The organism is Brevundimonas sp., assembly GCF_035627055.1.
Taxonomy (GTDB): Bacteria; Pseudomonadota; Alphaproteobacteria; order Caulobacterales; family Caulobacteraceae; genus Brevundimonas.
In genome coordinates this window covers 23,610-44,393 of the sequence record NZ_DASPMM010000003.1, presented here as the reverse complement: position 1 = coordinate 44,393, position 20,784 = coordinate 23,610, and the positions used below count along the sequence as shown (strand labels likewise).

The window sequence follows — 20,784 nt, the reverse complement described above, 5'->3', positions numbered from 1 at the left end:
TGACGGAGACACCGGTCATCCTAGGCGCCTCCATAGGTGGCGCGAAGCTGCGTCTTGTTGATCTTGCCCGTGGCCGCCAGCGGCATGGCCTCCACCTGGACGATGCGGTCGGGAATCCACCAGTCCGCCACCCGGCCCTTCAGGCTGGCCTTGAGAGCGCCCTCGTCGATATCGCCGCCGTTGGCGGGTTCGACCACCATCAGCGGCCGCTCGCCCCATTTCGGATCGGGCCGGCCGATCACGGCGACGAGGCCGACGGCCGGCAGGGCGCCGACGATGTCCTCGATCTCCACCGGATTGATCCATTCGCCGCCGGACTTGATCAGGTCCTTGGAGCGGCCGGCGAGGGTCAGGTTGCCGTCGTCGTCGATGATCGCCAGGTCGCCGGTATCGAACCAGCCGTCGGCGTCGAGGGCGGAGTCCGTCCCGCCGAAATAGTGGTCGACGGCGCTCTGGCCGCGCACCTTCAGATGCCCGACCGCATTGCGCTGATCGGGCAGGGCAGCGCCGTCCGCATCCGCCAGCAGGAGGTCGACGCCGATCGGCGGACGGCCGGCGCCCCGGGCGGCTCCCGGCGCGGTGCTGCGCGGCGATATGGTTCCCAGCGGCGACAATTCGGTCATGCCCCAGCTGGTCTGGACGGTGACGCCGAGGCGGCTCTCCATCCGGGCGAGCAGCGCTTCGGGGCAGCTGGAGCCGCCGATAATGATCCGCTCCAGACCGGGGGTGTCGCCGCCGACCGCGTCGAGATGATCCAGCAGGCCGATCCAGACGGTCGGCACGCCGACGGCGACGGTGACGCCGCGCCGGTTGATCAGCTCCATCAGGCTGCGTCCGTCGGTGACCCGCCCCGGCAGGACCAGACCGGCGCCGACGGCCGGGGCGGCGAAGGGCAGGCCCCAGGCGTTGGCGTGGAACATCGGCACGGCCACCAGAATGGTGTCCGCCGCCGTCAGGGCCATGGCGTCGGCCTGGAGCAGACGGAGGGTGTGCAGGTAGTTGGACCGGTGGGTGTAGGCGACGCCCTTGGGCGCGCCGGTGGTCCCGGAGGTGAAGCACAGGCCGGCCAGAGAGCGCTCGTCGATCCGGCCCCAGGGGACCGGAGCGCCCCGCTTCGACAGGAAGGCCTCCAGTTCGACGGGCTGTAGGCGTCCGCCGGCGGCGAGGGGCCGCTCGCCGTCCAGCAGGATCACCTGTTCCAGACAGGGGCAGGCCGCGACCAGAGCCTCGGCCAACATGCCGAGGCCGGCTCCGACCGCCAGCACCCGGTCGTCGGCCTCGCTGATCATGGCGGCCAGTTGGGCGACGGTCAGGCGCGGGTTCAGCGTATGGCAGACCAGACCCGCGCCCATGGCTGCGTACCAGACCTCGACATGGTGCTGGGTGTTCCAGGCCAGGGTGGCGACGCGCTCCCCGGCGTGAAGGCCGAGCGAGAGGAGGGCCCCGGACAGGTGGTTGGCCCGTTCGCGCAGGGCGGCGTAGCCGATGGCGCAGTCCTCGTCCTGACCGGCCGTGATGACCTGGGCCTGGCCGTGCCATTTGGCGCCGTGATCGAGGAAGCGATCGACGGTGAGGGCGTAGTCCTGCATCGGGCTGGAGCCTGGAACCGTCATGCCGATGCGGCCGGGGCCCTGGTCACAGGGAGGATGGCGAAAGCCATAGGGAAATCCACGCTTTACAAGTGCGTCGGCGCGGAGCCGACGAGAAGGGCGCGGGGCGGCCGCCGCAGGACGGCCGCCCCTCGCTGCGGACCTCAGAAGGTCCGCGTCAGGTTCAGGCCGATCTGCCGCGGCGGGCCGGCATAGCGCAGGCCGGCGTTGATCGCGGCGATGTAGGTCTGGTCGGTGGCGTTCAGCGCATAGGCCGCCAGCGTCCAGTCGTCGCGCTGATATGTCAGCTTCAGGTTGACGAGATTGCGGGCCTCGAGCCGGTCGCCGAGCGCCTCATTGTTGAAGATCGAGGTCCAGGACTCGCCGATGTGGGAATAGTCGATGCGCGGCGACAGCGTCGCCCCGTCGCCGAGCACGAAGTCGTACTGAAGCCCGGCGTTGAAGGTGAGCTCCGGCGCGTAGCTCTGGCTGTGGCCTTCAAGGTTCACGCAGTTGCCGGCGGCGGGCCCCGTCTCCGGATCGCAGGGGATGCGAGGCAGGCGCGGGTCGACGGCGTAGAACTGGCCCAGCTCGGAGCTCGAGAGCGAGGCGCCGACGTCGACGGACCATGCGCCGAACCGCGCCTGGGCGGAGCCTTCGATGCCCTTCAGGACGGTCTCGCCGGCCACGTTCACGATGGAGTTGAACAGCGGCACCGTCGGGTCGCCGACGATGACCTGGAAGCCTTCGTAGGCCATGTAGTAGGCCCCGAGCTGGGTGCGCACGCGGCCGTCGAACATCGTCGACTTCCAGCCCAGCTCATAGTCGATGACGTCTTCCGGACCGAACGAGCTGGCCGGGACGTAGAAGTTCGGGGCGTTCAGACCGCCCATCTTGAAGCCCGTCGCGACGAAGCCGTAGATGAAGTTGTCGTCGTCGACCTTGTAGTTGATGCTCAGCTTGCCGGTGGTCTTCTCGGCGGTGACCTCGTCGTTCTGCAGCAGGGTCAGGCCGAAGGCCGGGTAGGTCGTGTAGACGTTGTCGTTGGTCGAGGTGGATTCCGACCAGCGGGCGCCCAGCTGGATCTGCAGCTGGTCCGACACGTCATAGCTGATCTGGCCGAAGACCGCCGTGGTCTCCTTCGGCGTCTCGCCGAAGATGTAGTAGTCGACCACGCCCTCGGGGAAGCCCACGTGATAGGCCCCTTCCGGGAAGGTCGTGACCGGGAAGACGACATCGTCGTACTGCCAGAACGCGCCCAGCAGCCAGGTCAGGCGCTGGTCATTGGGCGAGACGATGTTGAACTCCTGCGACCACACCTCCTCCTCGACGCGGTCGTAGAAGGTGTTGTTGAGCAGGTTGGTGCCGTCGAGGTCCGTCGAGAACTCGCTGACCCCGTCCTGGTAGCCGGTGATGGAGCGCAGGGTGATGCCGTTGTCGAGCACATAGCTGACGTTCAGCGAGACGCGGGCGGTTTCGTCCTCGCCCGAGTGGGGGCCGTTGGCGGTGATCTCGAACGGATCATTGGTGGCCAGCGCCGGGTCGGCCGGATAGCCGCCGAAGTCCAGGTGGTTGTAGTCGCCCTTCAACAGCACCCGCAGGGCCGGCGTGGGGGTCCACAGGAAGCTGGCGCGGGCGCTGTTCGATTCGATATCGCCCGGCGTGCCCGAATAGGGGCCGGTGATGGTGTGGAAGCTGTCGCGGGTTTCCTGGTTGACCGCAAAACGGGCCGCCAGGGTGTCGCTGAGCGGCACGTTGATCGCGCCCTGCAGCTTCACATTGCTGTAGCTGCCGACCTGGCCCATGACGTAGCCGTTGACGCCCGAGAAATCGGGGTTGCGAGCGTTGATGAAGACTGCGCCGCCGGTGGCGTTGGTGCCGGCGAAGGTGCCTTGCGGCCCGCGCAGCAGTTCGACGCTGCCGATGTCGTAATAGGGCTCGGTCTGGAAATAGCCGGGGAAGACCGGCACGCCGTCACGGTAGGTCGTGACGCCGACGCCGATGGCCGTGGTCGGCTCGGACTTGCCGATGCCGCGCACGTTGAAGAAATTGCCCTGGCCGAAATTCTGCACCGTCGTCGAGGGCGCCACGAACTGGAGTTGTTCCAGGGTGCCGACGCCGCGATTCTCAAGATCCTCGCCGCTCAGCACGGTGGCGGCGACGGCGGTTTCCTGCAGGTTGGTGGTGCGTCGCTCGGCGGTGATCACCACATCGTCGACGGTGGTGGTCTGCTGGTCGGCGGCGGGGTCGGCCGCTGCGGCCGGGACCTGCTGGGCCTGCGCGGCGCCGGCCCACAACAGGACGGCGGCGGATGTCGTTATCCAGAGCTTGCGGCCCATGGTGTTCCTCCCTCGAATGTTCCCTCGGCGCTCTGACGGCGCCCATGAACGGACGGTCTCACCGAACCCGGGCCCTGTCAATCTTCACTAGCCGACGGGTGAATATTGACCGCATGGCCAATGTCGGTCCACGCTCGCGCCGCCTCCCCGGGGGTGGCGAAGTGATGGAGTGAGCAATGAGCATCGACCTGACCGGCCGCGTGGCGATCGTCACCGGCGCGGGCGGCGGACTGGGCCGCAGCCACGCCCTGGCGCTGGCCCGCTACGGCGCGCGGGTGGTCGTCAACGACATGTCGGCCGCCGGCGCGGACGCCGTGGCCGCCGAGATCCGGGCGGCGGGCGGCGAGTCGGTCGCCTGCGCCTGCAGCGTCACCGACCGCGCGGGCGTGCAGGCGATGGTGGCGGACGCCGTCGGCCGCTGGGGGTCGATCGACATCCTGGTCAACAACGCCGGCATCCTGAGGGACCGCACCTTCGCCAAGATGGACCTGGACGACTTCGCCAGCGTCATCGACGTGCACCTGATGGGCTCGGTCAATGTCACCAAGGCGGCCTGGCCGCACATGCGCGAGCAGGGCTATGGCCGGGTCATCTTCACCACCTCGTCCTCGGGGCTCTACGGCAATTTCGGCCAGTCCAACTACTCGGCCGCCAAGATGGCGCTGGTCGGACTGATGCAGACCCTCGCCCTCGAGGGCGAGAAATCGAACATCCGCGTCAACTGCCTGGCCCCCAGCGCGGCCACCCGGATGACCGAGGGCCTCTATTCCGACGAGGCGCTGAAGGGCCTGGGGTCCGGCCTGGTGAGCCCTGGCGTCGTCGCCCTGGCGGCGGACGGAGCGCCGACGCGCATGATCCTTCTCGCCGGCGCCGGAGCGTTCGAACAGGCGCATGTGACCATGACCCGCGGGGTCTGGATCGGCGACGCGCCCGACGCCGCCGAGCGGCTGCAGGCTCAGTGGGACCGGGTCGGGGATCGCGGCGGGGAGCGCGTTCCGGCGTCCGGCGCGGCGCAGTATCATCACGAGGTGGCCCACCCCGACCGCCCCCCGGTCCCGGCGCCGGAACTTGCCGTCGCGCGGTAGCGGCGGCCTTGGCGCCGGCGGTGTTGAACTATCGGCGGGAGGGGAGATGGTTCGGCAGGAAGTGGCGGACAGAGAGGGATTCGAACCCTCGGTAGGCTTTCACCTACACACGCTTTCCAAGCGTGCGCGATCGACCACTCCGCCACCTGTCCGTTCCACGACGTCGCCCGAGGGCCTGCGTGAGCCGCCGGATGGTCTTTCCGGCGGAGGCAGGCTGATAGAACAAGCCGCCCCCCTCGGCAAGCGCCGCCGAACATCCCATATAGGCCCCGAAACGTTCGACGCCGGAGGCCCGCCATGCTGTTCAAGAAATCCCACGAGATGCCCACCCGCGAAGAGGCCCTGCCGGGGCGCGACCAGCCGGTGCGCACCGACGAGGTCCACTACGTCAACGGTCGGCCGCTGAAGGGGCCGCATCCGGAGGGGTTCGAGACCGCCATCTTCGGCATGGGTTGTTTCTGGGGCGTCGAACGGATGTTCTGGCAGTTGCCGGGCGTCTGGGTCACTGCCGCCGGCTATGCGGGCGGCTACACGCCCAACCCGACCTATGAGGAGGTCTGTTCGGGCCAGACGGGGCATGCCGAGGTGGTCGAGGTGGTCTTCAACCCGCACGAGATCCGCTACGCCGAGCTGCTGAAGACCTTCTGGGAGAACCACGATCCCACCCAGGGCCAGCGCCAGGGCAACGACGTCGGCACCCAGTACCGCTCGGCGATCTATTTTCTGAATGACGAACAGAAGGCCGAGGCGGAGGCGTCGCGCGACGCCTACCAGGCCGCGCTGAGGACAGCGGGGCGCGGCGCTGTCACCACCGAGATCGCGCCGGCGGGGCCGTTCTGGTACGCCGAGGACTACCACCAGGCCTATCTGGCCAAGAACCCCGGCGGCTACTGCGGCATCGGCGGCACCGGCGTGACCTGCCCGATCGGCGTCGGCGTCGAGGCCTGAGCCGTGGACCGGGCGGGGGTCGGCAGGGTCTGCCTGGCCCTGCCGGCGGCGACGCTGGACCATCCGTTCGGCGAGCACCACGACGCCTACCGCGTCGGCGGCAAGATGTTCGCCATGGTCGGCGAGCGGGGCGGCATCTCGTTCAAGGTCTCCGACATCGCCTACGAGGTGCTGACGGAAGACGGCCGCGCCCGCCCCGCGCCCTATCTGGCCCGCAACAAATGGGTGAACCTGCCGCGCATCGACGACTGGCCCGATGACGAACTGGCCGAGCACCTCGCCATCGCCCATTCGATCGTGGCGGCGAAGCTGACGAAGAAGGCGCGAGCGGCGCTGGGGCTCTAGCGCCCCTTCTCCTCCGCGATCCAGCGGTCCATGCGCTGGTCCAGCAGGGCCATCGGCAGCGACCCGTCGACCAGCAGGGCGTCGTGGAAGCGGCGCACGTCGAAGCGGTCGCCCAGTTCCCGCTCCGCCCGCTTACGGATGGCCCGCAGCCGGATCTCGCCGATCTTGTAGGCCGTGGCCTGGCCCGGCCAGCCGATGTAGCGCTGCAGCTCGGTCTCAATGTTCAGCGGCGACAGCGCGGAGTTGTCGCGGAAGCAGGCGCGGGCCTGTTCGATGTCCCAGCCCAGCCAGTGGATGCCGGTGTCCGCCACCAGCCGGCAGGCGCGCCACATCTCGTAACTCAGCCGCCCGAACCGTTCGTATGGCGTGCGGTAGAAGCCCATCTCCTCGCCGAGGAATTCGGCGTACAGGCCCCAGCCCTCGGTGAAGGCGGTGACGTCGGCGCTCTTGCGGAAATAGGGGCCCGCCTCGGCCTCCTGGGCCAGGGCGATCTGGATGTGGTGGCCGGGCACGGCCTCGTGCAGCGTCAGGGCCGGGAGTTCGTAGAGCGGCCGCTGGTCCAGCGCCGAAGTGTTGACCATGTAGCCGCCGGCCACGCCGTTCTCCATCGAGCCGCCGAAATAGCGGCCGGTGGTGTAGTTGGCTTCGATCTCGGCCGGCACCGGCCGGACCCCATAGGGGGTGCGGGGCAGGGTCCCGAACAGGGCCGGCAGACCGTCATCGGCGCGCTTGGCCATCTCCGACGCCTTTTCCAGCAGGTCCTCGCGGGTGGTGGCGTAGAACCGCGGATCGCTGCGCAGAAAGGCGAGGAAGGAGGCGAAGTCGCCGGTCCAGCCGGCCGCCTGCATCTCCGCAGCCATCCGGGCGCGGATGCGGGCGACCTCCTCAAGGCCGAGCTGGTGAATCTGGTCGGGGGTCAGGTCGGTGGTGGTGTAGCCCTGCACCAGAAAGGCGTAGAGCTCGCGCCCGCCGGGGCGGTGGACGAGGCCGAGGCTTTCCGGCGCGCGCGGCCGATACGCCTCGCGCAGGAAGCGGGCCCACTCACGCCGCGCCGGCATGACCCCTTCGGCGACGGCCGCCTCGGCCCGGCGGCGCAGCTCCGCCTGGTCGGCTGCCGGAATCGAGGCCGGCAGGGCCGCGAACGGCTTCAGCAGCGGGTCGGTCGCCGGCGTATGGGCGGTCTCCGGCTCCATCAGGCTGAGCGCGTTGTCGACGATGGAGCGCGGCTGGACGAGGCCGGTCTCCAGCCCGCGCCGGGCGCTGTCCAGCTGGTCGCGGTAGAATTTCGGCATCGCGTCCAGCCGGGCGATCCAGGCCTCGGCGTCGGCCCGGGTGGCGATGCGGGTGACGCTGGCGACATAGGCCATCGACTGGCCGGGCCCGCCCTCCGAGTTGAAGGCGCCGATCCGGTCGGTGTCGAGCGGGATGCGGGCCAGCGAGCGCTGCAGCACCCAGCCGAGGAAGGCGTGGTTCAGCCGGTCCTCGTCGCTGAGCGAGGCCGGATCGATCGCGGCCAGTCGGTCGGCGAATCCCTGCAGCACCGGCGCCTGGGCCAGTTCAAAGGCGCGGGACGCGTCGGGCAGGCGTGACAGGGCCTCGCGGTCGCCCTCGAACCCGGCGGAGATCGGGTCGCTGGCGCGCAGCCAGGCCTCGTAGTCCGCCAGGACGGCGGCAAGGGCGGGATTGTCGGCGTTCGTTGTCGCCGCCGGAGGAGTCTGGACCGGCGCGGCGGCCACCGCGGGCGACGCGGCGGCGAACAGGGCGGCGGCCCCGATGGCGATCACGGTCTTCATGGCGTCCCCTCCCACAGGGGCGGGACTGCACCGGAGCCGGGGCGGTCCGTCAACCGCAGAAGGCGAAGAAGCGCTCGATACGGGCGGCGGAGCCGGGATGTGGGACCATGGCGTGCGCCTCGCCCTCCTGCTCGATGGTCATCCAGCCGAGCGCGCGGAAGCGCTGGAAAACCGGATCGGCCGTCGGCGCATCGGCGATCAGGAATACGCCCTCGTGCAGCTCGGAGGCCTCGACCTCCGCCCTGTAGGCGGCCCTCTCGCCGCCCGCCTCGAGCCGGACAAGGCGCGGGGCGTCAGGACCGGCGGGCGCGACGAGGACCAGCCGGCCGCTGCCCCTTCGGCAGTCGAGGTCGAGCCAGACGTCATCGCTCTCGTCCAGTCCGAAGCCGAGGCTGGCCTCGTCCCCCTCCTCGAAGAACAGCCAGTCGTAGTTCTCGATCGGGGCCGGGGCCGTGGCGGGCGCGGAGAGGGGCGACGCCGCGGGCGGCGCGGGCTCGACGCCGGCGCAGGCGGCGGCGCCGAGGGCCAGGCCCGACAGGACCAGCAGGGCAGGGGCGCGCATGGACAGGCTCCGGGCGATCAGCCCGAGCACAGTTCGGCGAAGCGGCGCAGTTTGGCAAGGTGCGGGCGCGGAACCTCGACCGCGCGCCGCCGCTCACCCACCGCGACCGCGAGACGCCCGTCGGCGGCGAAGGCCGCGAAGACCGGATGCTCGGTGCGCAGCGCCAGCTTGAGCGTGTCATGCTCGACCGTGGACTCCGCCACGGCCGAAGCCTCGCCGGCGGTCACGCGGGCCATGCCCGCCTCGCCGCCGCCGCCGCCGTAGAAGGAGACGCGCGCCACGCCGGAGGCCGGGTCGCACTCGAGAGTGAAGCGGAGGTTCGGCGTGTCCGGGACCTCATTGGCCAGGGCCACCCGGGCCTCGTCGGCGTAGAGGGTCCACGTCCAGGCCGTCTCGGGCGGCCCGGCTTGCATCGCCAGGAAGGCGAGGCCGGCGAAACTGGCGATCATGGTTCAGCCCCCGCTGATGGTCAGGCACAGGATGTGATCAGACCGCTTCCGTTCCGCAATAGGCGAAAAACTCACGGACCAGACGACGTTCGTCGCCGGTCGCAGTCAATTCGAAGTGACCGGCGTCGCCCAGGACGGCCAGCGTACCGCTGGCGGCGAGCTTTTGCAGGGCCGGATCGCGCAGGGGGATGCGGGTCTCGTCGGCCATGCCGCCGCTGAGGGGATCGATCGGCGCGGCGGTCATCGAGGCCCTGATCAGGCGCGGGCTGTCGGGCTGGACGTCGCCATAGACCACCGCCTGGGCCTGCCCAGGTTCGCAGGTCATCATCAGGGCCAGCTGGTCCGAGTTCGCGACGCCGTAGGCGAGCTTGGCCATTGAGCCTTCGTGGCTCAGGTGCCAGCTCATCGGCAGCGCGCCGGCGCCCGGGACATCGCCATTGTCGGCCTGCGACTGGGCGGCGACCGCGATCAGGCCGAGGGCGGCGACGGCGGGGATGGCGAATTTGAACATGGAACCGGTACTCGCGTCTGGAGGGCCAAACGCCGGTTTCCGTTAACGGTTCACGGCTCCGCTTCGCACAATGTCGATCCGCGCCGCGCCGGGCGCAATTGACACAGGTTAAGCTGCGTCGATCAGAACGGGCTGAAGCGCTCCACCAGGGATTGGGCCGCGGGCGTGGCCTGGACCCGGCTGATGTCGCCGCGGCCGCCGTAGCTGATGCGCGCCTCGGCGATCTGGGTGTGGGCGATGGTGTTGGCCGAGCTGATGTCCTCGGGACGCACGATGCCGGCCACGGTCAGTTCGCGGACTTCGCGGTTGGTGCGCACTTCCTGCCGCCCCTGGATGACCAGGTTGCCGTTGGCCATGACATCGGTGACGACGGCGGCGATGGTCAGGCTGACCTTCTCGGACCGGTTCACCGATCCGGAGCCGTTGGCGTTGGACTCGCCTTCCAGGCCGACCATGTTGGCGGGGTCGAATCCGCCCGGGAAGGCGCGGCCCAGGCTGTTTTCGAGGCCGAGGAAGTTGCTGATGCCGGTCGAGATGTCGTTGGAGCGGCTGCGCTGGGTCGAGTTCTGGGTCTGCGCACGGTCGTCGATATCGATGCTGACGGTCAGGATGTCGCCGATGCGACGGGCCCGCTGGTCGCCGAAGAAGGTCCGCGCCCCGGTGCGCCACAGGCTGTTGGCGCTGGCCGAGCGGTCGGCCTGCTGCTGTTCCGGCGAGGGCAGGTAGACCTGGCTGGCCGGCACCAGGGCCGCGGGATAGGCGATCGGCGCCAGCTCCGGGCCGCGGACCGTCTCGAGGGCGGTGGAACAGGCGCCCAGGGACAGGGCGGCGGCGGAGACGATCAGGAGGGTGCGCATACTGGAATTCCCTATCGGGCGGCGAGCTGTTGGGTGCGGAAGGCCTGGGCGGCGGGGCCGGCGACGGCCTGGCCGGGGGCGACGGCGATGGCGTCGATGGTGCGGCCGGACTGCAGGTTGCGGATGGCGATCCGCTGACCCTCGGCGGCGTTGCCCTCGGCGCGGCCGGAGATGGTCAGGCGCACGCCGGCGGCCTCGTAGCTGACCTCGACGATGTCGTTGCGGCTGATGATCCGTTCGGCGTAGGCCGTGCGGACCGGGGCGGCGCGGACCGGAGCCGGGGCGGGCGTCTCGGCCATCGCGGCCGGGCGGGAGCCGGGGGCGGGGGCGACGGCGGCGTGGCGCACCACGACGCGGCGCAGCCCGGTCGGATTTGCCCAGCTGAGGCCTGACTGCCGGGCCAGAGCCTGCAGCGAACCGGCCTCGAACACGACCGAGGGTCCCGAGCGGGCGCCGATGACGACGCCGGAGGCGGATCCGGCCCCCTCGAAGACGTCGCCGAGGGTGACCTGGCCGTCGGCGTCCACCGGATTGGCCTTCAGGGTCACCGGACCGGCGAGGGCGGGCCCCGCCATCAGCAGCGCCGCGGCGAGGATCAGGCTCCTCATGATTTCACCTGGCCGGCGACCGACAGCATCTGGTCGGCGGTGGTGATGACCTTGGAGTTCATCTCATAGGCGCGCTGGGCGATGATCAGGGCGCTGATCTCGGACACGGCGTCGACGTTGGAGGCTTCGGTGTAGCCCTGCAGCAGCTCGCCGAAGCCGACCTCGCCGGGCGTGCCGACGTTGGCGGGACCCGAGGCGGCGGTTTCCAGCAGCAGGTTGTCGCCGATGGCTTCCAGCCCCGCCTCGTTGAAGAAGGTGGCCAGTTCGATCTGGCCGACGACCTGGGGCTCGGTCTCGCCCTGGGTGATCACCTGGACCTGTCCGGCCTTGGAGATCGACACGTCGACGGCGTCCTGCGGGATCGAGATGTTCGGCTGCACGGCATAGCCGTCGTCGGTGACCAGCTGGCCCTCGCCGTTGACGGAGAAGTTGCCGGCTCGGGTGAAGGCGGTCTCGCCCGAAGGCATGAGGATCTGGAAATAGCCGCGGCCGTCGACGGCGATGTCGTAGCGGCTTCCCGTCTGGGTCGGCGTGCCCTGCTCGGTGACGCGGTAGACCGAGCCGGCCTTGACGCCCGCGCCGATCTGGATGCCGGTGGGCACCACCGTGCCCTGGCTGGACGACTGCGCGCCCATCCGCTCGATGTTCTGGTACAGCAGGTCCTGGAACTCGGCCCGCTGACGCTTGAAGCCGACGGTGTTCATGTTGGCGATGTTGTTGGAGATGACCTCCACGTTCAGCTGCTGGGCGGCCATGCCCGAGGCGGCGGTTCTGAGCGCTCTCATGTCCCGTTCTCCTTACGCGGCCCGCCCGAGGCGCTCGACGGCGCGGCGGGACAGGTCGTTGGTGTTCTCGATCATCCGGGTCACGCTCTCGTAGGCGCGCTGGATCTCGATCAGGTTGGTGATCTCGAGGATCGGATTGACGTTTGAGCCTTCCAGCATGGCCTGGCGCACCTGCACGTCGTTGGCGGCGGCCGGGGTCGTGTTGGAGGCGTTGCGGTAGAGGCCGTCGCCGCCCTTTTCGAGCACCGCGAGGGTGTCGAAGCGGACGACCGAAAGGCGGCCGACCGGCTGGCCGTTCTGGCTGATGGTTCCGTCGGCGGCCACGGCCACCTGGCCGAGCAGGGGGTCGAGGACGATGTCGCCGCCGTCACCCTGCACCGCTGCGCCGCCCTGCGTCGTCAGCCGGCCTTCGGGGTCGAGGGTGAACGCGCCGTCGCGGGTGTAGGCGTCGCCATTGCCATCCTTCAGCGCGAAGAAGGCGCCTTCGCCCTCGATGGCGAAGTCCAGGCTGCGGCCGGTCTGCTCCAGTGCGCCCTGACCGAAGTCGCGGCCGACGCCGTTGTCCATGACGAAGCTGACGCCGGGCCGCACAAAGGCGTTGCGGGCCCGCTCGCCGACCTCCTCGCCGAGCAGCAGCTGTTCGACCTTGAAGCCGGTCGTGTCCGCATTGGCGATGTTGTTGGCCACGATGTCGAGCTCGCGGCGCAGCGTCATCTGGCGTGACAGTCCGACATAGGCGGCGTTTTCCACGGGCGGCTCCTTTCGCCCCCGTCCTTCGCAACGGTCGTGCCAACAGGGTTAATCCAGTCGTGGCGGGCCTTTCGGCCGCAACGCTGGCCGCCGAACCCGGCAGGATTTGCCGGTTCTTAGCGCCTCGTTAACCAAAAACGTCTCGAATGGATCGAGAGATTCTCGGGGCGCGTGGCATGTTCAAATTCGGCAAGAAGAAGGGTGCGGCGGCGAGCGAAGACGCCGCCCTGCCGGCCGTCACCGACGGCGAGACCCTCGACGGCGAAGCGGCCGCGCCCAAGAAAAAGAAGCTGCCGCTGCTGTTTATCATCATCCCCGCCGCCCTGATCGTGCTGGGCGGTGGCGGCGGCGCGGCCTTCCTGCTGATGCAGCCCAAGGCGGCGGCGGCCGAGGGGGGCCACGCCGAGAAGAAGGGCGGGCACGCCAAGGCCGAGAAGAAGGGCGGAGGCCACGGGGCTGCGACCGGCGAGGCCAACCCGGCCCTGGGCGTCATCGCCGAGGGCCCCGACGGCGTCACCTTCTACACCCTGCCGGACATGGTGGTGAACATCCAGGCGGCCGACGGGCGGCCCACCTTCCTCAAGCTCAAGCTGACCCTGGAGATGAAGGACGCGGCCCTGGCGGAGCACCTGCAGGCCGAGATGCCGCGGATGCAGGACATGTTCCAGAGCTTCCTGCGTGAACTGCGCCCCGACGACCTGGCCGGCAACGCCGGGACCTTCCAGCTGCGCGCCGAGATCCTGCGCCGGGTCAACCTGCTCGCCGCGCCCGGCAAGGTCGACGCCGTGCTGATCGAAGAAATGCTGGTGCAGTAGGCATGACCGACGCGGCCTTCGCCGAAAATCCCGATCCGCTGGAAGAGGCGGACCCTCTCGCCGAGGCCGAACCGACGGTGATGTCGGAGCGGGTGCTGAACCAGGACGAGATCGACAGCCTGCTGGGCTTCGATCTTGGCGACGACGACGGCTCCGAACGTTCCGGCATCCGGGCCATCATCAACTCGGCCCTGGTCTCCTACGAGCGCCTGCCGATGCTCGAGATCGTCTTCGACCGCCTCGTGCGGCTGATGACCACGAGCCTGCGCAACTTCACCAGCGACAACGTCGAGGTCAGCCTCGACAACATCTCCTCGATCCGCTTCGGCGACTATCTCAACTCCATCCCCCTGCCGGCCATCCTCGCCGTCTTCCGCGCCGAGGAACTGGACAACTACGGCCTGCTGACGGTCGACTCCAACCTGATCTATTCCATCGTCGACGTGCTGCTGGGCGGCCGCCGCGGCACCGCGGCGCTGCGCATCGAGGGCCGGCCCTACACCACCATCGAGCGGGTGCTGGTCCAGCGCATGGTCGAGGTCGTGCTGGCTGACGCCCGCGCCGCCTTCGAGCCCCTGACCCCGGTGCATTTCAACCTCGACCGGCTCGAGACCAATCCGCGCTTCGCCGCCATCGCGCGACCCGCCAATGCGGCCATCCTGGTCAAGCTGCGTATCGACATGGAGGACCGGGGAGGGCGCATCGAACTGCTGCTGCCCTACGCCACCCTCGAGCCCATCCGGAAGATGCTGCTGCAGCAGTTCATGGGCGAGAAATTCGGCCGCGACAACATCTGGGAAGGCCACTTGGCCACCGAGCTCTGGACCACCGGGACCGAGGTCCGCGCCGTGCTGGACGAACAGCAACTGCCCCTGTCGCAGGTGCTGAATTTCAAGGTCGGCGACACCCTGATGCTCAACGCCACGCCGGATTCGGACATCTCGATCCGCGCCGGCTCGATCCCCCTGACCACCGGCCGCATGGGCCGCAAGGGCCAACATATCGCGGTCCGCGTCGAGGCGCCGATCGATGTCGAAACCGCCTCCAGCCTCGCGAAGGGAAGACGCTGATGACCGGGATGATCCTCGACGGCGTGCTGATGCTGCTGCTGGTCGCGGCGCTCGGCTACGGGGTGCGGCTGGAGCGCAAGCTGACCGCGCTGCGCGAGGGCCAGCAGGCCTTCGCCTCGGCGGTCACCGAGCTGAACACCGCCGCCGGCCGGGCCGAAACGGCCCTGGCCTCGCTGCGCGCCTCCGGACAGGAGACGGACCTGCTGCACGACCGCATCGTCAAGGCGCGCGAGGTCAAGGCCCAGCTGGAGGCCCTGATCGCCCGCGCGCCCGTATCAGCCCCCGCGGCCGCCGCCGAGCCTGTCCTCCGCGAGATCGCGGCGGCCCGTCCCGCAGCGCCGCCGACGGCGGCGGCTGCGCCTGCGCCCGAGGACGACGAGCGCGCTGTGCGCATGGCGGCTCTGGCCGAGCGCATCCAGGGCCTGGCCGCTCCGGCCAGGGCGCGCGCGCCGGGTGGTAGCAACGTCGCCGCCATCCTCGGCGCCATGACCGCTAACCAATCCGCGAAGCAAAGCCTCAACCGCGCCCGTCGCAGTCTCGACGAAGACCTGTTCGCCGCCTGATGCGCGCGGTCCTCTCCATCCCTCCGAGTAGCCGATCATGAGCAAGATTCCCCGCCTGCTGCCGCTGATCGCCATCGCCATCGGCGGGGTGGTCGCCGTTCGCGCCGCCGGAGTGGCTCCCGGCCTGTTCGAGGGCGCCAAGGCCTGGGCCGAGGAGGCCGTTCCGGCCGCCGCGCCTGCGGCGCCCGCCGCCGCCGTCTGCGCCCTGACGCCCGAACAGCTGGCCCAGCAGGCCGGCATCTCGCCGGCCGAACTGCGCATCATCCAGTCGCTGTCGGCCCGCCGCACCGAGCTGGACGCCCGTGACGCCGATCTCGCCTCGATGCTGCCGCTGATGACTGCGGCCGAGCAGAAGCTGGACGCCAAGGTCGCCGCCCTGGCCGCCGTCAAGGCTGAGGTGCAGACGCTTCTGGGGCAGGTGAGCGAACGCGAGAAGGCCGAGGTCGACCGGCTGGTCGCCGTCTATTCCGCCATGCGTCCCCGCGAAGCGGCCCGGGTGTTCGCCACCCTCGACGACAGCGTGCGCCTGCCCGTCGCCGCCGCCATGCGGCCGCGCTCGCTGGCCGCCGTCATGGCCCAGATGGAGCCGGCCGCCGCTCGCGAACTGACCGAGAAACTGGCCGGGCGGTTCGCCGCCCAGCGCCAGCTGGCCGCCCGCGCCGCCGCGGCCGCCGATGGGCCGGCCGTGGAAGCTCCGGCCCCGGTTCAGACGGCCGAGGCCGCCGCTCCGCCGCCCACCGCAGCCGCGCCCGCGGCCCGCCCGGCCAGCCGTCCTCCGGCCCGCCGGCCGCAGCCGCGTCCCGCCGCCCGGACGCCCGTCTCGCCGCCTGCCGCGGCCCAGGCCGAGCCCGCCGGCGAGCGGCCCTATCAGCCGGCCGCCGACGCGCCGGCGACGCCCGACCGGCCGCGCCAGTCGGTGCAGTAGGCCCCTACTCGATATCCTCGTTGAGGAGGCCGACCTGGGTGAAGCCGCTGCCGTAGAGGCCGTTCATCACCGCCATGAACCGCCCATAGGGGACCTCCGGCTCGCCTCGGACGAAGACCCGTTCGGCCCTGCAGTCGCCGCCGCCCAGCGCGGCGCAGACGTCGGCAGGCAGGGTCGCCAGCGAGGTCTGACGCGCGCCGATGAACAGCGAGCCTGATTCCTGCACCGTGATGTAGACCGGCTCCTGTGGCGTCTCGGGCGCCTTGGGCGGAGGAAGGTCCAGCTTCATTGACACGGTGGCCATCGGCGCGGCGACCATGAAGATGATCAGCAGCACCAGCATGATGTCCACGAACGGCGTGACGTTGATGTCGGCGTTGTGCCGCACGGCGTCGCCGGCCTGGCCCGAGGCGCCCGAAAGTTTCGCACCCATCCTGTCGTCCTCCCTGTCGCCCGGCTCGGGATCGCGCCGGCGTCCCAATGTCGAGCTTGCGACAAGACATTTGTGCGGCGGCGGGGAGGCGGGATTCCGGCCAGGAAAAAGGGCCGCCTCCCGGAGGAAGCGGCCCCTGATCGGTTGAACGGGCGTGACGCCTATTCGATGTCTTCGTTGAGCAGGCCGACCTTGAAGAAGCCCTTGCGCTGCAGCTCGTTCATGACTTCCATGAACTGGTTGTAGGTCACTTCCGGGTCGGCGCGAATGAAGACGCGCTCCTGACGGCAGGCCGGGTCGCCGCCGCCGAGGGCGGTACAGACGTCGGCCGACAGACCTTCCAGCGACGTCTGGACGTCGGCGATGAAGATCGAGCCGGTTTCCTGGACGGTGATGTAGACCGGGTCCTTCTGCGGCGCGTCCGGCGGCGGCGGCACCGCCGGCGGCAGGTCGAGGCGGATCGACACGGTCGCCATCGGCGCGGCGACCATGAAGATGATCAGCAGCACCAGCATGATGTCGACGAACGGCGTGACGTTGATGTCGGCGTTCTGCTCAATGGTGTGGGCCTTGCCGCCACCGGGTCCGGAAAGTTTTGCGGCCATCCGCTGTTCTCCATCAGGCCCGGCGCGAAAACGCGGCGAGCGACGCTAAAGCTCGGATCGTCTCTTGGCGTCCCGGGCCCGGCTTGTAAAGCGGGTTCGGACCGAAGTCGGTTCCCTCGCGGATTCCGCCTTCGCTTTACGCCTGTGGGGCGAGCCGTATCAGCCTTTCGCGAGCTTCAGGAACCGGTCCTTCAGCGCCGCATCGGTCTTGAACGCCCCAGTGAACCGGGTGGTGATGGTCGAAACGTGGCGGTGGTGCACGCCGCGCGTGGTCATGCACTGGTGCTCGGCGTCGATCAGGATGGCGACGCCGGCCGGCTGAAGGTGCGATTCGATGGCCTCGGCGATCAGCTGGGTGAGGGTTTCCTGCGTCTGCAGCCGGCGCGAGAAGATCTCCACCACCCGGGCCAGCTTGGAGATGCCGACGACCTTCTCGTTCGGGATGTAGGCGACGTAGGCCTTGCCCAGGAACGGGGCCATGTGGTGCTCGCAGTGGCTCTCCACCTCGATGTCGCGCAGCAGCACCATGTCGTCATAGCCCTGCACGTCCTCGAAGGTGCGGCTCAGCTCCTTCTCGACGTCGGCGTCATAGCCGTCGAACCATTCGCCATAGGCGTCGACCACCCGCTTGGGCGTGTCGATCAGGCCCGGGCGGTCCGGATCGTCGCCGGCCCAGGCCAGCAGCGTCCGCACGGCCTTCAGGGCCTCCTCGCGCGACGGGCGGCGCTTGGGCTGGTCGTTGTCGCCGACCAGGACTGGCTTGACGGGGGTGACGCTCATCGGGGCATTCTCGAACACGCGGCTTTGTAAGTCGCCGGGGACTCTTTATCAGCTTGGCGGCGTATATGGGACCGCCGGTCCGTGTCGCAAGAAAACTCTCCCGCAAAGATTCCCATGCCGCTGACGATCCACGACACTCTCCACCGCGAAAAACGCGTGTTCCAGCCGCGCGACCCGGAGCGCGTGACCCTCTACGTCTGCGGCCCCACGGTCTATGACTACGCCCACATCGGCAACGCCCGTCCGCCGGTGGTGTTCGACGTGCTGGTTCGGCTGCTGCGCCGGACCTACGGGGCCGACAAGGTCCTCTACGCCCGCAACGTCACCGACGTGGACGACAAGATCAATGCGAAGGCGGCGAAGGAAGGCACGCTCATCGGCGAGGTCACCTCGCGCTACGAGGCCGCCTATCTCGAGGACATGGGCCGGCTGAACGTCAGCCCGCCGGACCTCGCCCCGCACGTCACCGACTACATGGACGCCATCGTCGCGCAGATCGGCGCGATCATGGATCAGGGCTGCGCCTATGCGGCCGAGGGTCATGTGCTGTTCGACGTCTCGTCGTACGAGACCTACGGGCGGCTGTCGGGCCGCAACCTCGACGACATGATCGCCGGAGCCCGGGTCGAGGTCGCCCCCTACAAGAAAAACCCGCACGACTTCGTCCTCTGGAAACCCTCCAAGGAAGGCGAGCCGTCCTGGCCCTCGCCGTGGGGGGAGGGGCGTCCCGGCTGGCACATCGAATGCTCGGCCATGATCGAGGAGACGCTGGGCCTGCCCATCGACATCCACGGCGGCGGCATCGACCTGGTGTTTCCGCACCACGAGAACGAGATCGCCCAGGGCGTCTGCGCCCACGGCCACGCGCATGAGCCTTCGGCGCACGCCGAATACAGCCGCTACTGGATGCACAACGGTTTCCTGACCGTCGACGCGGAGAAGATGTCCAAGTCGATCGGCAACGTCCTGCTGTTGCACGACCTGGTGCAGAACATCCCGGGCGAGGTGGTCCGCTGGGCCCTGCTGAGCGCCCATTACCGCCAGCCGCTGGACTGGAACCAGTCGCTGCTGGACCAGAGCCGCAAGGCGCTCGACCGGCTGTACGGGGCCCTGCACCGCGCCGCCGCCGTCGCGGCCTCGACCGACGAGCCGCCCGTGGATTTCCTCAAAGCCATCGAGGACGACCTGAACACGCCGGGCGCGATGGCGACCCTGTTCGCCCTGTCCAGCGAGATCGAGCGGGGCATGACCGCGGGGGACCACGGCCTCGTCGCCCGCGCCAAGGGCGAACTGATCGCCGCCGCCGCCATCCTCGGCGTGCTTCAGTCAGACCCCGCCGCCTGGCTTGAGGGCGAGGTCTCGGACGACCTGCGCACCGAGGTCGAGGCCCTGCTGGAGCAACGCGCCGCCGCCCGGGCCGCCAAGGACTGGCCCGAGGCCGACCGCATCCGGGACCGGCTCAACGCCCTGAACGTCGTGGTCATGGATGGACCGCAGGGCGCGACGTGGCGGGTCAAGGGCTGACGTTCCCGGTCTTCAATCAGTCAGCCGGAGCGGGGCCCGGGGGCTTTGACCCCCCGCCCCGGCGGCGCCAAGGTCGGTGACCGATGGAGGGGACCCGATGAAGCACGAACAGACCGCCGACCTGCCGTACCTGCGCAAGGTGGTCGGGGCCTCGATGGCCGGCACGGTGGTCGAATGGTACGAGTTCTTCCTCTACGGAACCGCCGCCACCCTGGTGTTCGGCCAGCTGTTCTTCCCCGACACCGGCAACGAGCTGGACGGCATCATCGCCGCCTTCGCCACCTATGCGGTGGGCTTCATCGCCCGGCCGCTGGGCGGGATCGTCTTCGGCCACATCGGCGACCGGATCGGGCGAAAGTCGCTGCTGCAGTTCAGCCTGCTGCTGATCGGGGGCGCGACCTTCCTGATGGGCTGCCTGCCCTCGTTCGCCTCGATCGGCTACTGGGCCCCGGCCCTGCTGGTCGCGCTGCGCTTCATCCAGGGCTTCGCCCTGGGCGGGGAATGGGGCGGGGCGATCCTGTTGGTGACCGAGCACAGCCCGAACCGATCCCGAGGCTTCTGGGGCAGCTTTCCGCAGGCGGCGGTGCCGATCGGCAATCTGCTGGCCACGGTGGTGCTGCTGGTGCTGTCGAGGGCGCTGTCGGACGACGCGTTTATCGCCTGGGGCTGGAGGATCGGCTTCTGGCTGTCGGTCGTGATCATCGCCATCGGCTACTACATCCGCACCCAGGTGACGGACTCGCCGATTTTCGAGAAGGCGCGCGAGGAAACCGAGAAGCGGGCGGAGGCGGGTTACGGCCTGACCGAGGTGTTCCGCCGCCATCCGCGGGGCGTGTTCACCGCCATGGCCCTGAGGTTCGGCGAGAACATCCTCTACTACATGGTGGTGACCTTCTCGATCACCTACCTGCACCACCGGGCGGTCGACACCACGCGCATCTTGGCCCTGCTGTTCCTCGCCCACATCCTGCATGTGGTGGTCATTCCGGTGATCGGCTGGCTGGCGGACCGGATCGGCCGCCGGCCCGTGTATCTGGCCGGGGCGGCGCTGACCCTGGCCTGGCCGTTCGCGGCCTTCCCCATGTTCGACACCGGGGAGACGGCGATGATCCTCGGAGCGATCATGCTGGGGCTGGCGGTGCACGGGCTGATGTACGCAGCCCAGCCGGCCATCATGACCGAGATGTTCCCAACCCGGATGCGCTACTCCGGGGTGTCACTGGGCTACCAGGTGACGGCCATCGTCGCGGGTTCGTGGGCCCCGCTGATCGGCACGGCCCTGCTGCGCCGCTATGATTCCTGGGTCCCGATCGCCTGGTACATCTTCGGGGCGGCCGCGATCAGCCTGGCCGCGGCCCTGGTCATGCGCGAAAGCAAGGGGACCTCGCTGGCCGCGATCGACGCCGAAGATCTGCGGCGCCTGGAGGCCTCAGGCCGCTGAGCCGCGT

Annotated in this window: 22 protein-coding genes and 1 tRNA gene; 9 read left to right on the top strand and 14 right to left on the bottom strand. The window is 69.5% G+C overall.

What is annotated here, in order from left to right; translation table 11 throughout:
- Positions 1-20: 20 nt before the first annotated feature.
- Both VEA98_RS01070 and VEA98_RS01065 read right to left on the bottom strand, forming a co-directional pair.
- Positions 21-1,613: an AMP-binding protein gene (locus VEA98_RS01070; protein ID WP_324810254.1), complete on the bottom strand. Its 1,593-nt coding sequence runs from the start codon at positions 1,611-1,613 to the stop codon at positions 21-23.
- Positions 1,614-1,753: 140 nt separating this feature from the next.
- Positions 1,754-3,928 carry a TonB-dependent receptor gene (locus VEA98_RS01065; RefSeq protein ID WP_324810252.1) on the bottom strand — a complete coding sequence of 725 codons (2,175 nt, stop codon included), beginning with the start codon at positions 3,926-3,928 and terminating at the stop codon, positions 1,754-1,756.
- Between the two features lie 176 nt (positions 3,929-4,104).
- Here VEA98_RS01065 and VEA98_RS01060 point away from each other — a divergent pair, with 176 nt between their 5' ends.
- Complete coding sequence (locus VEA98_RS01060; RefSeq protein ID WP_324810250.1) at positions 4,105-5,013, top strand: SDR family NAD(P)-dependent oxidoreductase; 909 nt, start codon at positions 4,105-4,107, stop codon at positions 5,011-5,013.
- Between the two features lie 62 nt (positions 5,014-5,075).
- Here the strand turns inward: VEA98_RS01060 and VEA98_RS01055 are convergent.
- A tRNA-Ser gene (locus tag VEA98_RS01055) sits at positions 5,076-5,165 on the bottom strand.
- A gap of 145 nt (positions 5,166-5,310) precedes the next feature.
- On the opposite strand from VEA98_RS01055, the gene msrA reads away from it, so the two are divergent.
- Both msrA and VEA98_RS01045 read left to right on the top strand, forming a co-directional pair.
- Positions 5,311-5,961 carry a peptide-methionine (S)-S-oxide reductase MsrA gene (msrA, locus tag VEA98_RS01050; RefSeq protein WP_324810248.1) on the top strand — a complete coding sequence of 217 codons (651 nt, stop codon included), beginning with the start codon at positions 5,311-5,313 and terminating at the stop codon, positions 5,959-5,961.
- Between the two features lie 3 nt (positions 5,962-5,964).
- Positions 5,965-6,306 carry an MmcQ/YjbR family DNA-binding protein gene (locus tag VEA98_RS01045; protein WP_324810246.1) on the top strand — a complete coding sequence of 114 codons (342 nt, stop codon included), beginning with the start codon at positions 5,965-5,967 and terminating at the stop codon, positions 6,304-6,306.
- Here the strand turns inward: VEA98_RS01045 and VEA98_RS01040 are convergent.
- From VEA98_RS01040 to flgF, 8 genes are all read right to left on the bottom strand, one after another.
- Complete coding sequence (locus VEA98_RS01040) at positions 6,303-8,099, bottom strand: DUF885 domain-containing protein (RefSeq protein WP_324810244.1); 1,797 nt, start codon at positions 8,097-8,099, stop codon at positions 6,303-6,305. The genes VEA98_RS01045 and VEA98_RS01040 overlap by 4 nt on opposite strands.
- Before the next feature lie 49 nt (positions 8,100-8,148).
- Positions 8,149-8,661, bottom strand: coding sequence for a hypothetical protein (locus tag VEA98_RS01035; RefSeq protein ID WP_324810242.1), 513 nt, complete (start codon positions 8,659-8,661; stop codon positions 8,149-8,151).
- 17 nt (positions 8,662-8,678) lie between these two features.
- Positions 8,679-9,110 (bottom strand): hypothetical protein, encoded by a 432-nt coding sequence (locus VEA98_RS01030; protein WP_324810240.1) that lies wholly within the window; start codon positions 9,108-9,110, stop codon positions 8,679-8,681.
- A 37-nt stretch (positions 9,111-9,147) separates the two neighbouring features.
- Positions 9,148-9,621 carry a hypothetical protein gene (locus tag VEA98_RS01025; RefSeq protein WP_324810238.1) on the bottom strand — a complete coding sequence of 158 codons (474 nt, stop codon included), beginning with the start codon at positions 9,619-9,621 and terminating at the stop codon, positions 9,148-9,150.
- Positions 9,622-9,743: 122 nt separating this feature from the next.
- A complete protein-coding gene (flgH, locus tag VEA98_RS01020; RefSeq protein WP_324810236.1) occupies positions 9,744-10,478 on the bottom strand; it encodes a flagellar basal body L-ring protein FlgH in 735 nt (244 codons plus the stop codon).
- 11 nt (positions 10,479-10,489) lie between these two features.
- Positions 10,490-11,086 (bottom strand): flagella basal body P-ring formation protein FlgA, encoded by a 597-nt coding sequence (locus tag VEA98_RS01015; RefSeq protein ID WP_324810233.1) that lies wholly within the window; start codon positions 11,084-11,086, stop codon positions 10,490-10,492.
- Positions 11,083-11,871 carry a flagellar basal-body rod protein FlgG gene (gene flgG, locus VEA98_RS01010; RefSeq protein WP_324810231.1) on the bottom strand — a complete coding sequence of 263 codons (789 nt, stop codon included), beginning with the start codon at positions 11,869-11,871 and terminating at the stop codon, positions 11,083-11,085. The genes VEA98_RS01015 and flgG overlap by 4 nt, the downstream gene beginning before the upstream one ends.
- Positions 11,872-11,883: 12 nt before the next feature.
- Positions 11,884-12,621 (bottom strand): flagellar basal-body rod protein FlgF, encoded by a 738-nt coding sequence (gene flgF, locus VEA98_RS01005; RefSeq protein ID WP_324810228.1) that lies wholly within the window; start codon positions 12,619-12,621, stop codon positions 11,884-11,886.
- 176 nt (positions 12,622-12,797) lie between these two features.
- Here flgF and VEA98_RS01000 point away from each other — a divergent pair, with 176 nt between their 5' ends.
- The 4 genes from VEA98_RS01000 to VEA98_RS00985 are packed head-to-tail and all read left to right on the top strand — an operon-like array spanning position 12,798 to position 15,994.
- Positions 12,798-13,436 (top strand): flagellar basal body-associated FliL family protein, encoded by a 639-nt coding sequence (locus VEA98_RS01000; protein ID WP_324810226.1) that lies wholly within the window; start codon positions 12,798-12,800, stop codon positions 13,434-13,436.
- Positions 13,437-13,438: 2 nt separating this feature from the next.
- Positions 13,439-14,506 carry a flagellar motor switch protein FliM gene (gene fliM, locus VEA98_RS00995; protein WP_414642119.1) on the top strand — a complete coding sequence of 356 codons (1,068 nt, stop codon included), beginning with the start codon at positions 13,439-13,441 and terminating at the stop codon, positions 14,504-14,506.
- On the top strand, positions 14,506-15,069 hold the full coding sequence (locus VEA98_RS00990) for a DUF6468 domain-containing protein (RefSeq protein ID WP_324810224.1): 564 nt from the start codon (positions 14,506-14,508) through the stop codon (positions 15,067-15,069). Before fliM ends, VEA98_RS00990 begins: the two co-directional genes overlap by 1 nt.
- A gap of 37 nt (positions 15,070-15,106) precedes the next feature.
- Positions 15,107-15,994, top strand: coding sequence for a hypothetical protein (locus VEA98_RS00985; RefSeq protein WP_324810221.1), 888 nt, complete (start codon positions 15,107-15,109; stop codon positions 15,992-15,994).
- 4 nt (positions 15,995-15,998) lie between these two features.
- Here the strand turns inward: VEA98_RS00985 and VEA98_RS00980 are convergent, their stop codons facing one another.
- From VEA98_RS00980 to folE, 3 genes are all read right to left on the bottom strand, one after another.
- The gene (locus VEA98_RS00980; RefSeq protein WP_324810219.1) at positions 15,999-16,427 is read right to left on the bottom strand and encodes a biopolymer transporter ExbD; all 429 of its coding nucleotides are present in this window, start codon (positions 16,425-16,427) and stop codon (positions 15,999-16,001) included.
- A 161-nt stretch (positions 16,428-16,588) separates the two neighbouring features.
- Positions 16,589-17,032 (bottom strand): biopolymer transporter ExbD, encoded by a 444-nt coding sequence (locus VEA98_RS00975; protein WP_324810217.1) that lies wholly within the window; start codon positions 17,030-17,032, stop codon positions 16,589-16,591.
- A gap of 159 nt (positions 17,033-17,191) precedes the next feature.
- Positions 17,192-17,812: a GTP cyclohydrolase I FolE gene (gene folE / locus VEA98_RS00970; protein ID WP_324810215.1), complete on the bottom strand. Its 621-nt coding sequence runs from the start codon at positions 17,810-17,812 to the stop codon at positions 17,192-17,194.
- 114 nt (positions 17,813-17,926) lie between these two features.
- Between folE and cysS the strand changes: the two genes are divergently transcribed.
- Together cysS and VEA98_RS00960 are read left to right on the top strand one after the other, a co-directional pair.
- Complete coding sequence (gene cysS / locus VEA98_RS00965) at positions 17,927-19,336, top strand: cysteine--tRNA ligase (protein WP_324810213.1); 1,410 nt, start codon at positions 17,927-17,929, stop codon at positions 19,334-19,336.
- Between the two features lie 97 nt (positions 19,337-19,433).
- Entirely contained in the window at positions 19,434-20,777 is a 1,344-nt protein-coding gene (locus VEA98_RS00960) for an MFS transporter (RefSeq protein WP_324810211.1), read from the top strand.
- The last annotated feature ends 7 nt before the right edge of the window (positions 20,778-20,784 follow it).

Bases quoted from the DNA above. Each gene is read 5' to 3' on its own strand.
- VEA98_RS01035 (WP_324810242.1), bottom strand. From the start codon at position 8,661: ATGCGCGCCCCTGCCCTGCTGGTCCTGTCGGGCCTGGCCCTCGGCGCC.
- VEA98_RS00980 (WP_324810219.1), bottom strand. From the start codon at position 16,427: ATGGGTGCGAAACTTTCGGGCGCCTCGGGCCAGGCCGGCGACGCCGTG.
- VEA98_RS01000 (WP_324810226.1), top strand. From the start codon at position 12,798: ATGTTCAAATTCGGCAAGAAGAAGGGTGCGGCGGCGAGCGAAGACGCC.
- msrA (WP_324810248.1), top strand. From the start codon at position 5,311: ATGCTGTTCAAGAAATCCCACGAGATGCCCACCCGCGAAGAGGCCCTG.
- VEA98_RS01025 (WP_324810238.1), bottom strand. From the start codon at position 9,621: ATGTTCAAATTCGCCATCCCCGCCGTCGCCGCCCTCGGCCTGATCGCG.
- VEA98_RS01065 (WP_324810252.1), bottom strand. From the start codon at position 3,928: ATGGGCCGCAAGCTCTGGATAACGACATCCGCCGCCGTCCTGTTGTGG.
- flgG (WP_324810231.1), bottom strand. From the start codon at position 11,871: ATGAGAGCGCTCAGAACCGCCGCCTCGGGCATGGCCGCCCAGCAGCTG.
- VEA98_RS01015 (WP_324810233.1), bottom strand. From the start codon at position 11,086: ATGAGGAGCCTGATCCTCGCCGCGGCGCTGCTGATGGCGGGGCCCGCC.
- VEA98_RS00960 (WP_324810211.1), top strand. From the start codon at position 19,434: ATGAAGCACGAACAGACCGCCGACCTGCCGTACCTGCGCAAGGTGGTC.
- cysS (WP_324810213.1), top strand. From the start codon at position 17,927: ATGCCGCTGACGATCCACGACACTCTCCACCGCGAAAAACGCGTGTTC.
- VEA98_RS00990 (WP_324810224.1), top strand. From the start codon at position 14,506: ATGACCGGGATGATCCTCGACGGCGTGCTGATGCTGCTGCTGGTCGCG.
- flgH (WP_324810236.1), bottom strand. From the start codon at position 10,478: ATGCGCACCCTCCTGATCGTCTCCGCCGCCGCCCTGTCCCTGGGCGCC.
- VEA98_RS01060 (WP_324810250.1), top strand. From the start codon at position 4,105: ATGAGCATCGACCTGACCGGCCGCGTGGCGATCGTCACCGGCGCGGGC.
- VEA98_RS00975 (WP_324810217.1), bottom strand. From the start codon at position 17,032: ATGGCCGCAAAACTTTCCGGACCCGGTGGCGGCAAGGCCCACACCATT.
- VEA98_RS00985 (WP_324810221.1), top strand. From the start codon at position 15,107: ATGAGCAAGATTCCCCGCCTGCTGCCGCTGATCGCCATCGCCATCGGC.
- folE (WP_324810215.1), bottom strand. From the start codon at position 17,812: ATGAGCGTCACCCCCGTCAAGCCAGTCCTGGTCGGCGACAACGACCAG.
- VEA98_RS01070 (WP_324810254.1), bottom strand. From the start codon at position 1,613: ATGACGGTTCCAGGCTCCAGCCCGATGCAGGACTACGCCCTCACCGTC.
- VEA98_RS01030 (WP_324810240.1), bottom strand. From the start codon at position 9,110: ATGATCGCCAGTTTCGCCGGCCTCGCCTTCCTGGCGATGCAAGCCGGG.
- VEA98_RS01040 (WP_324810244.1), bottom strand. From the start codon at position 8,099: ATGAAGACCGTGATCGCCATCGGGGCCGCCGCCCTGTTCGCCGCCGCG.
- fliM (WP_414642119.1), top strand. From the start codon at position 13,439: ATGACCGACGCGGCCTTCGCCGAAAATCCCGATCCGCTGGAAGAGGCG.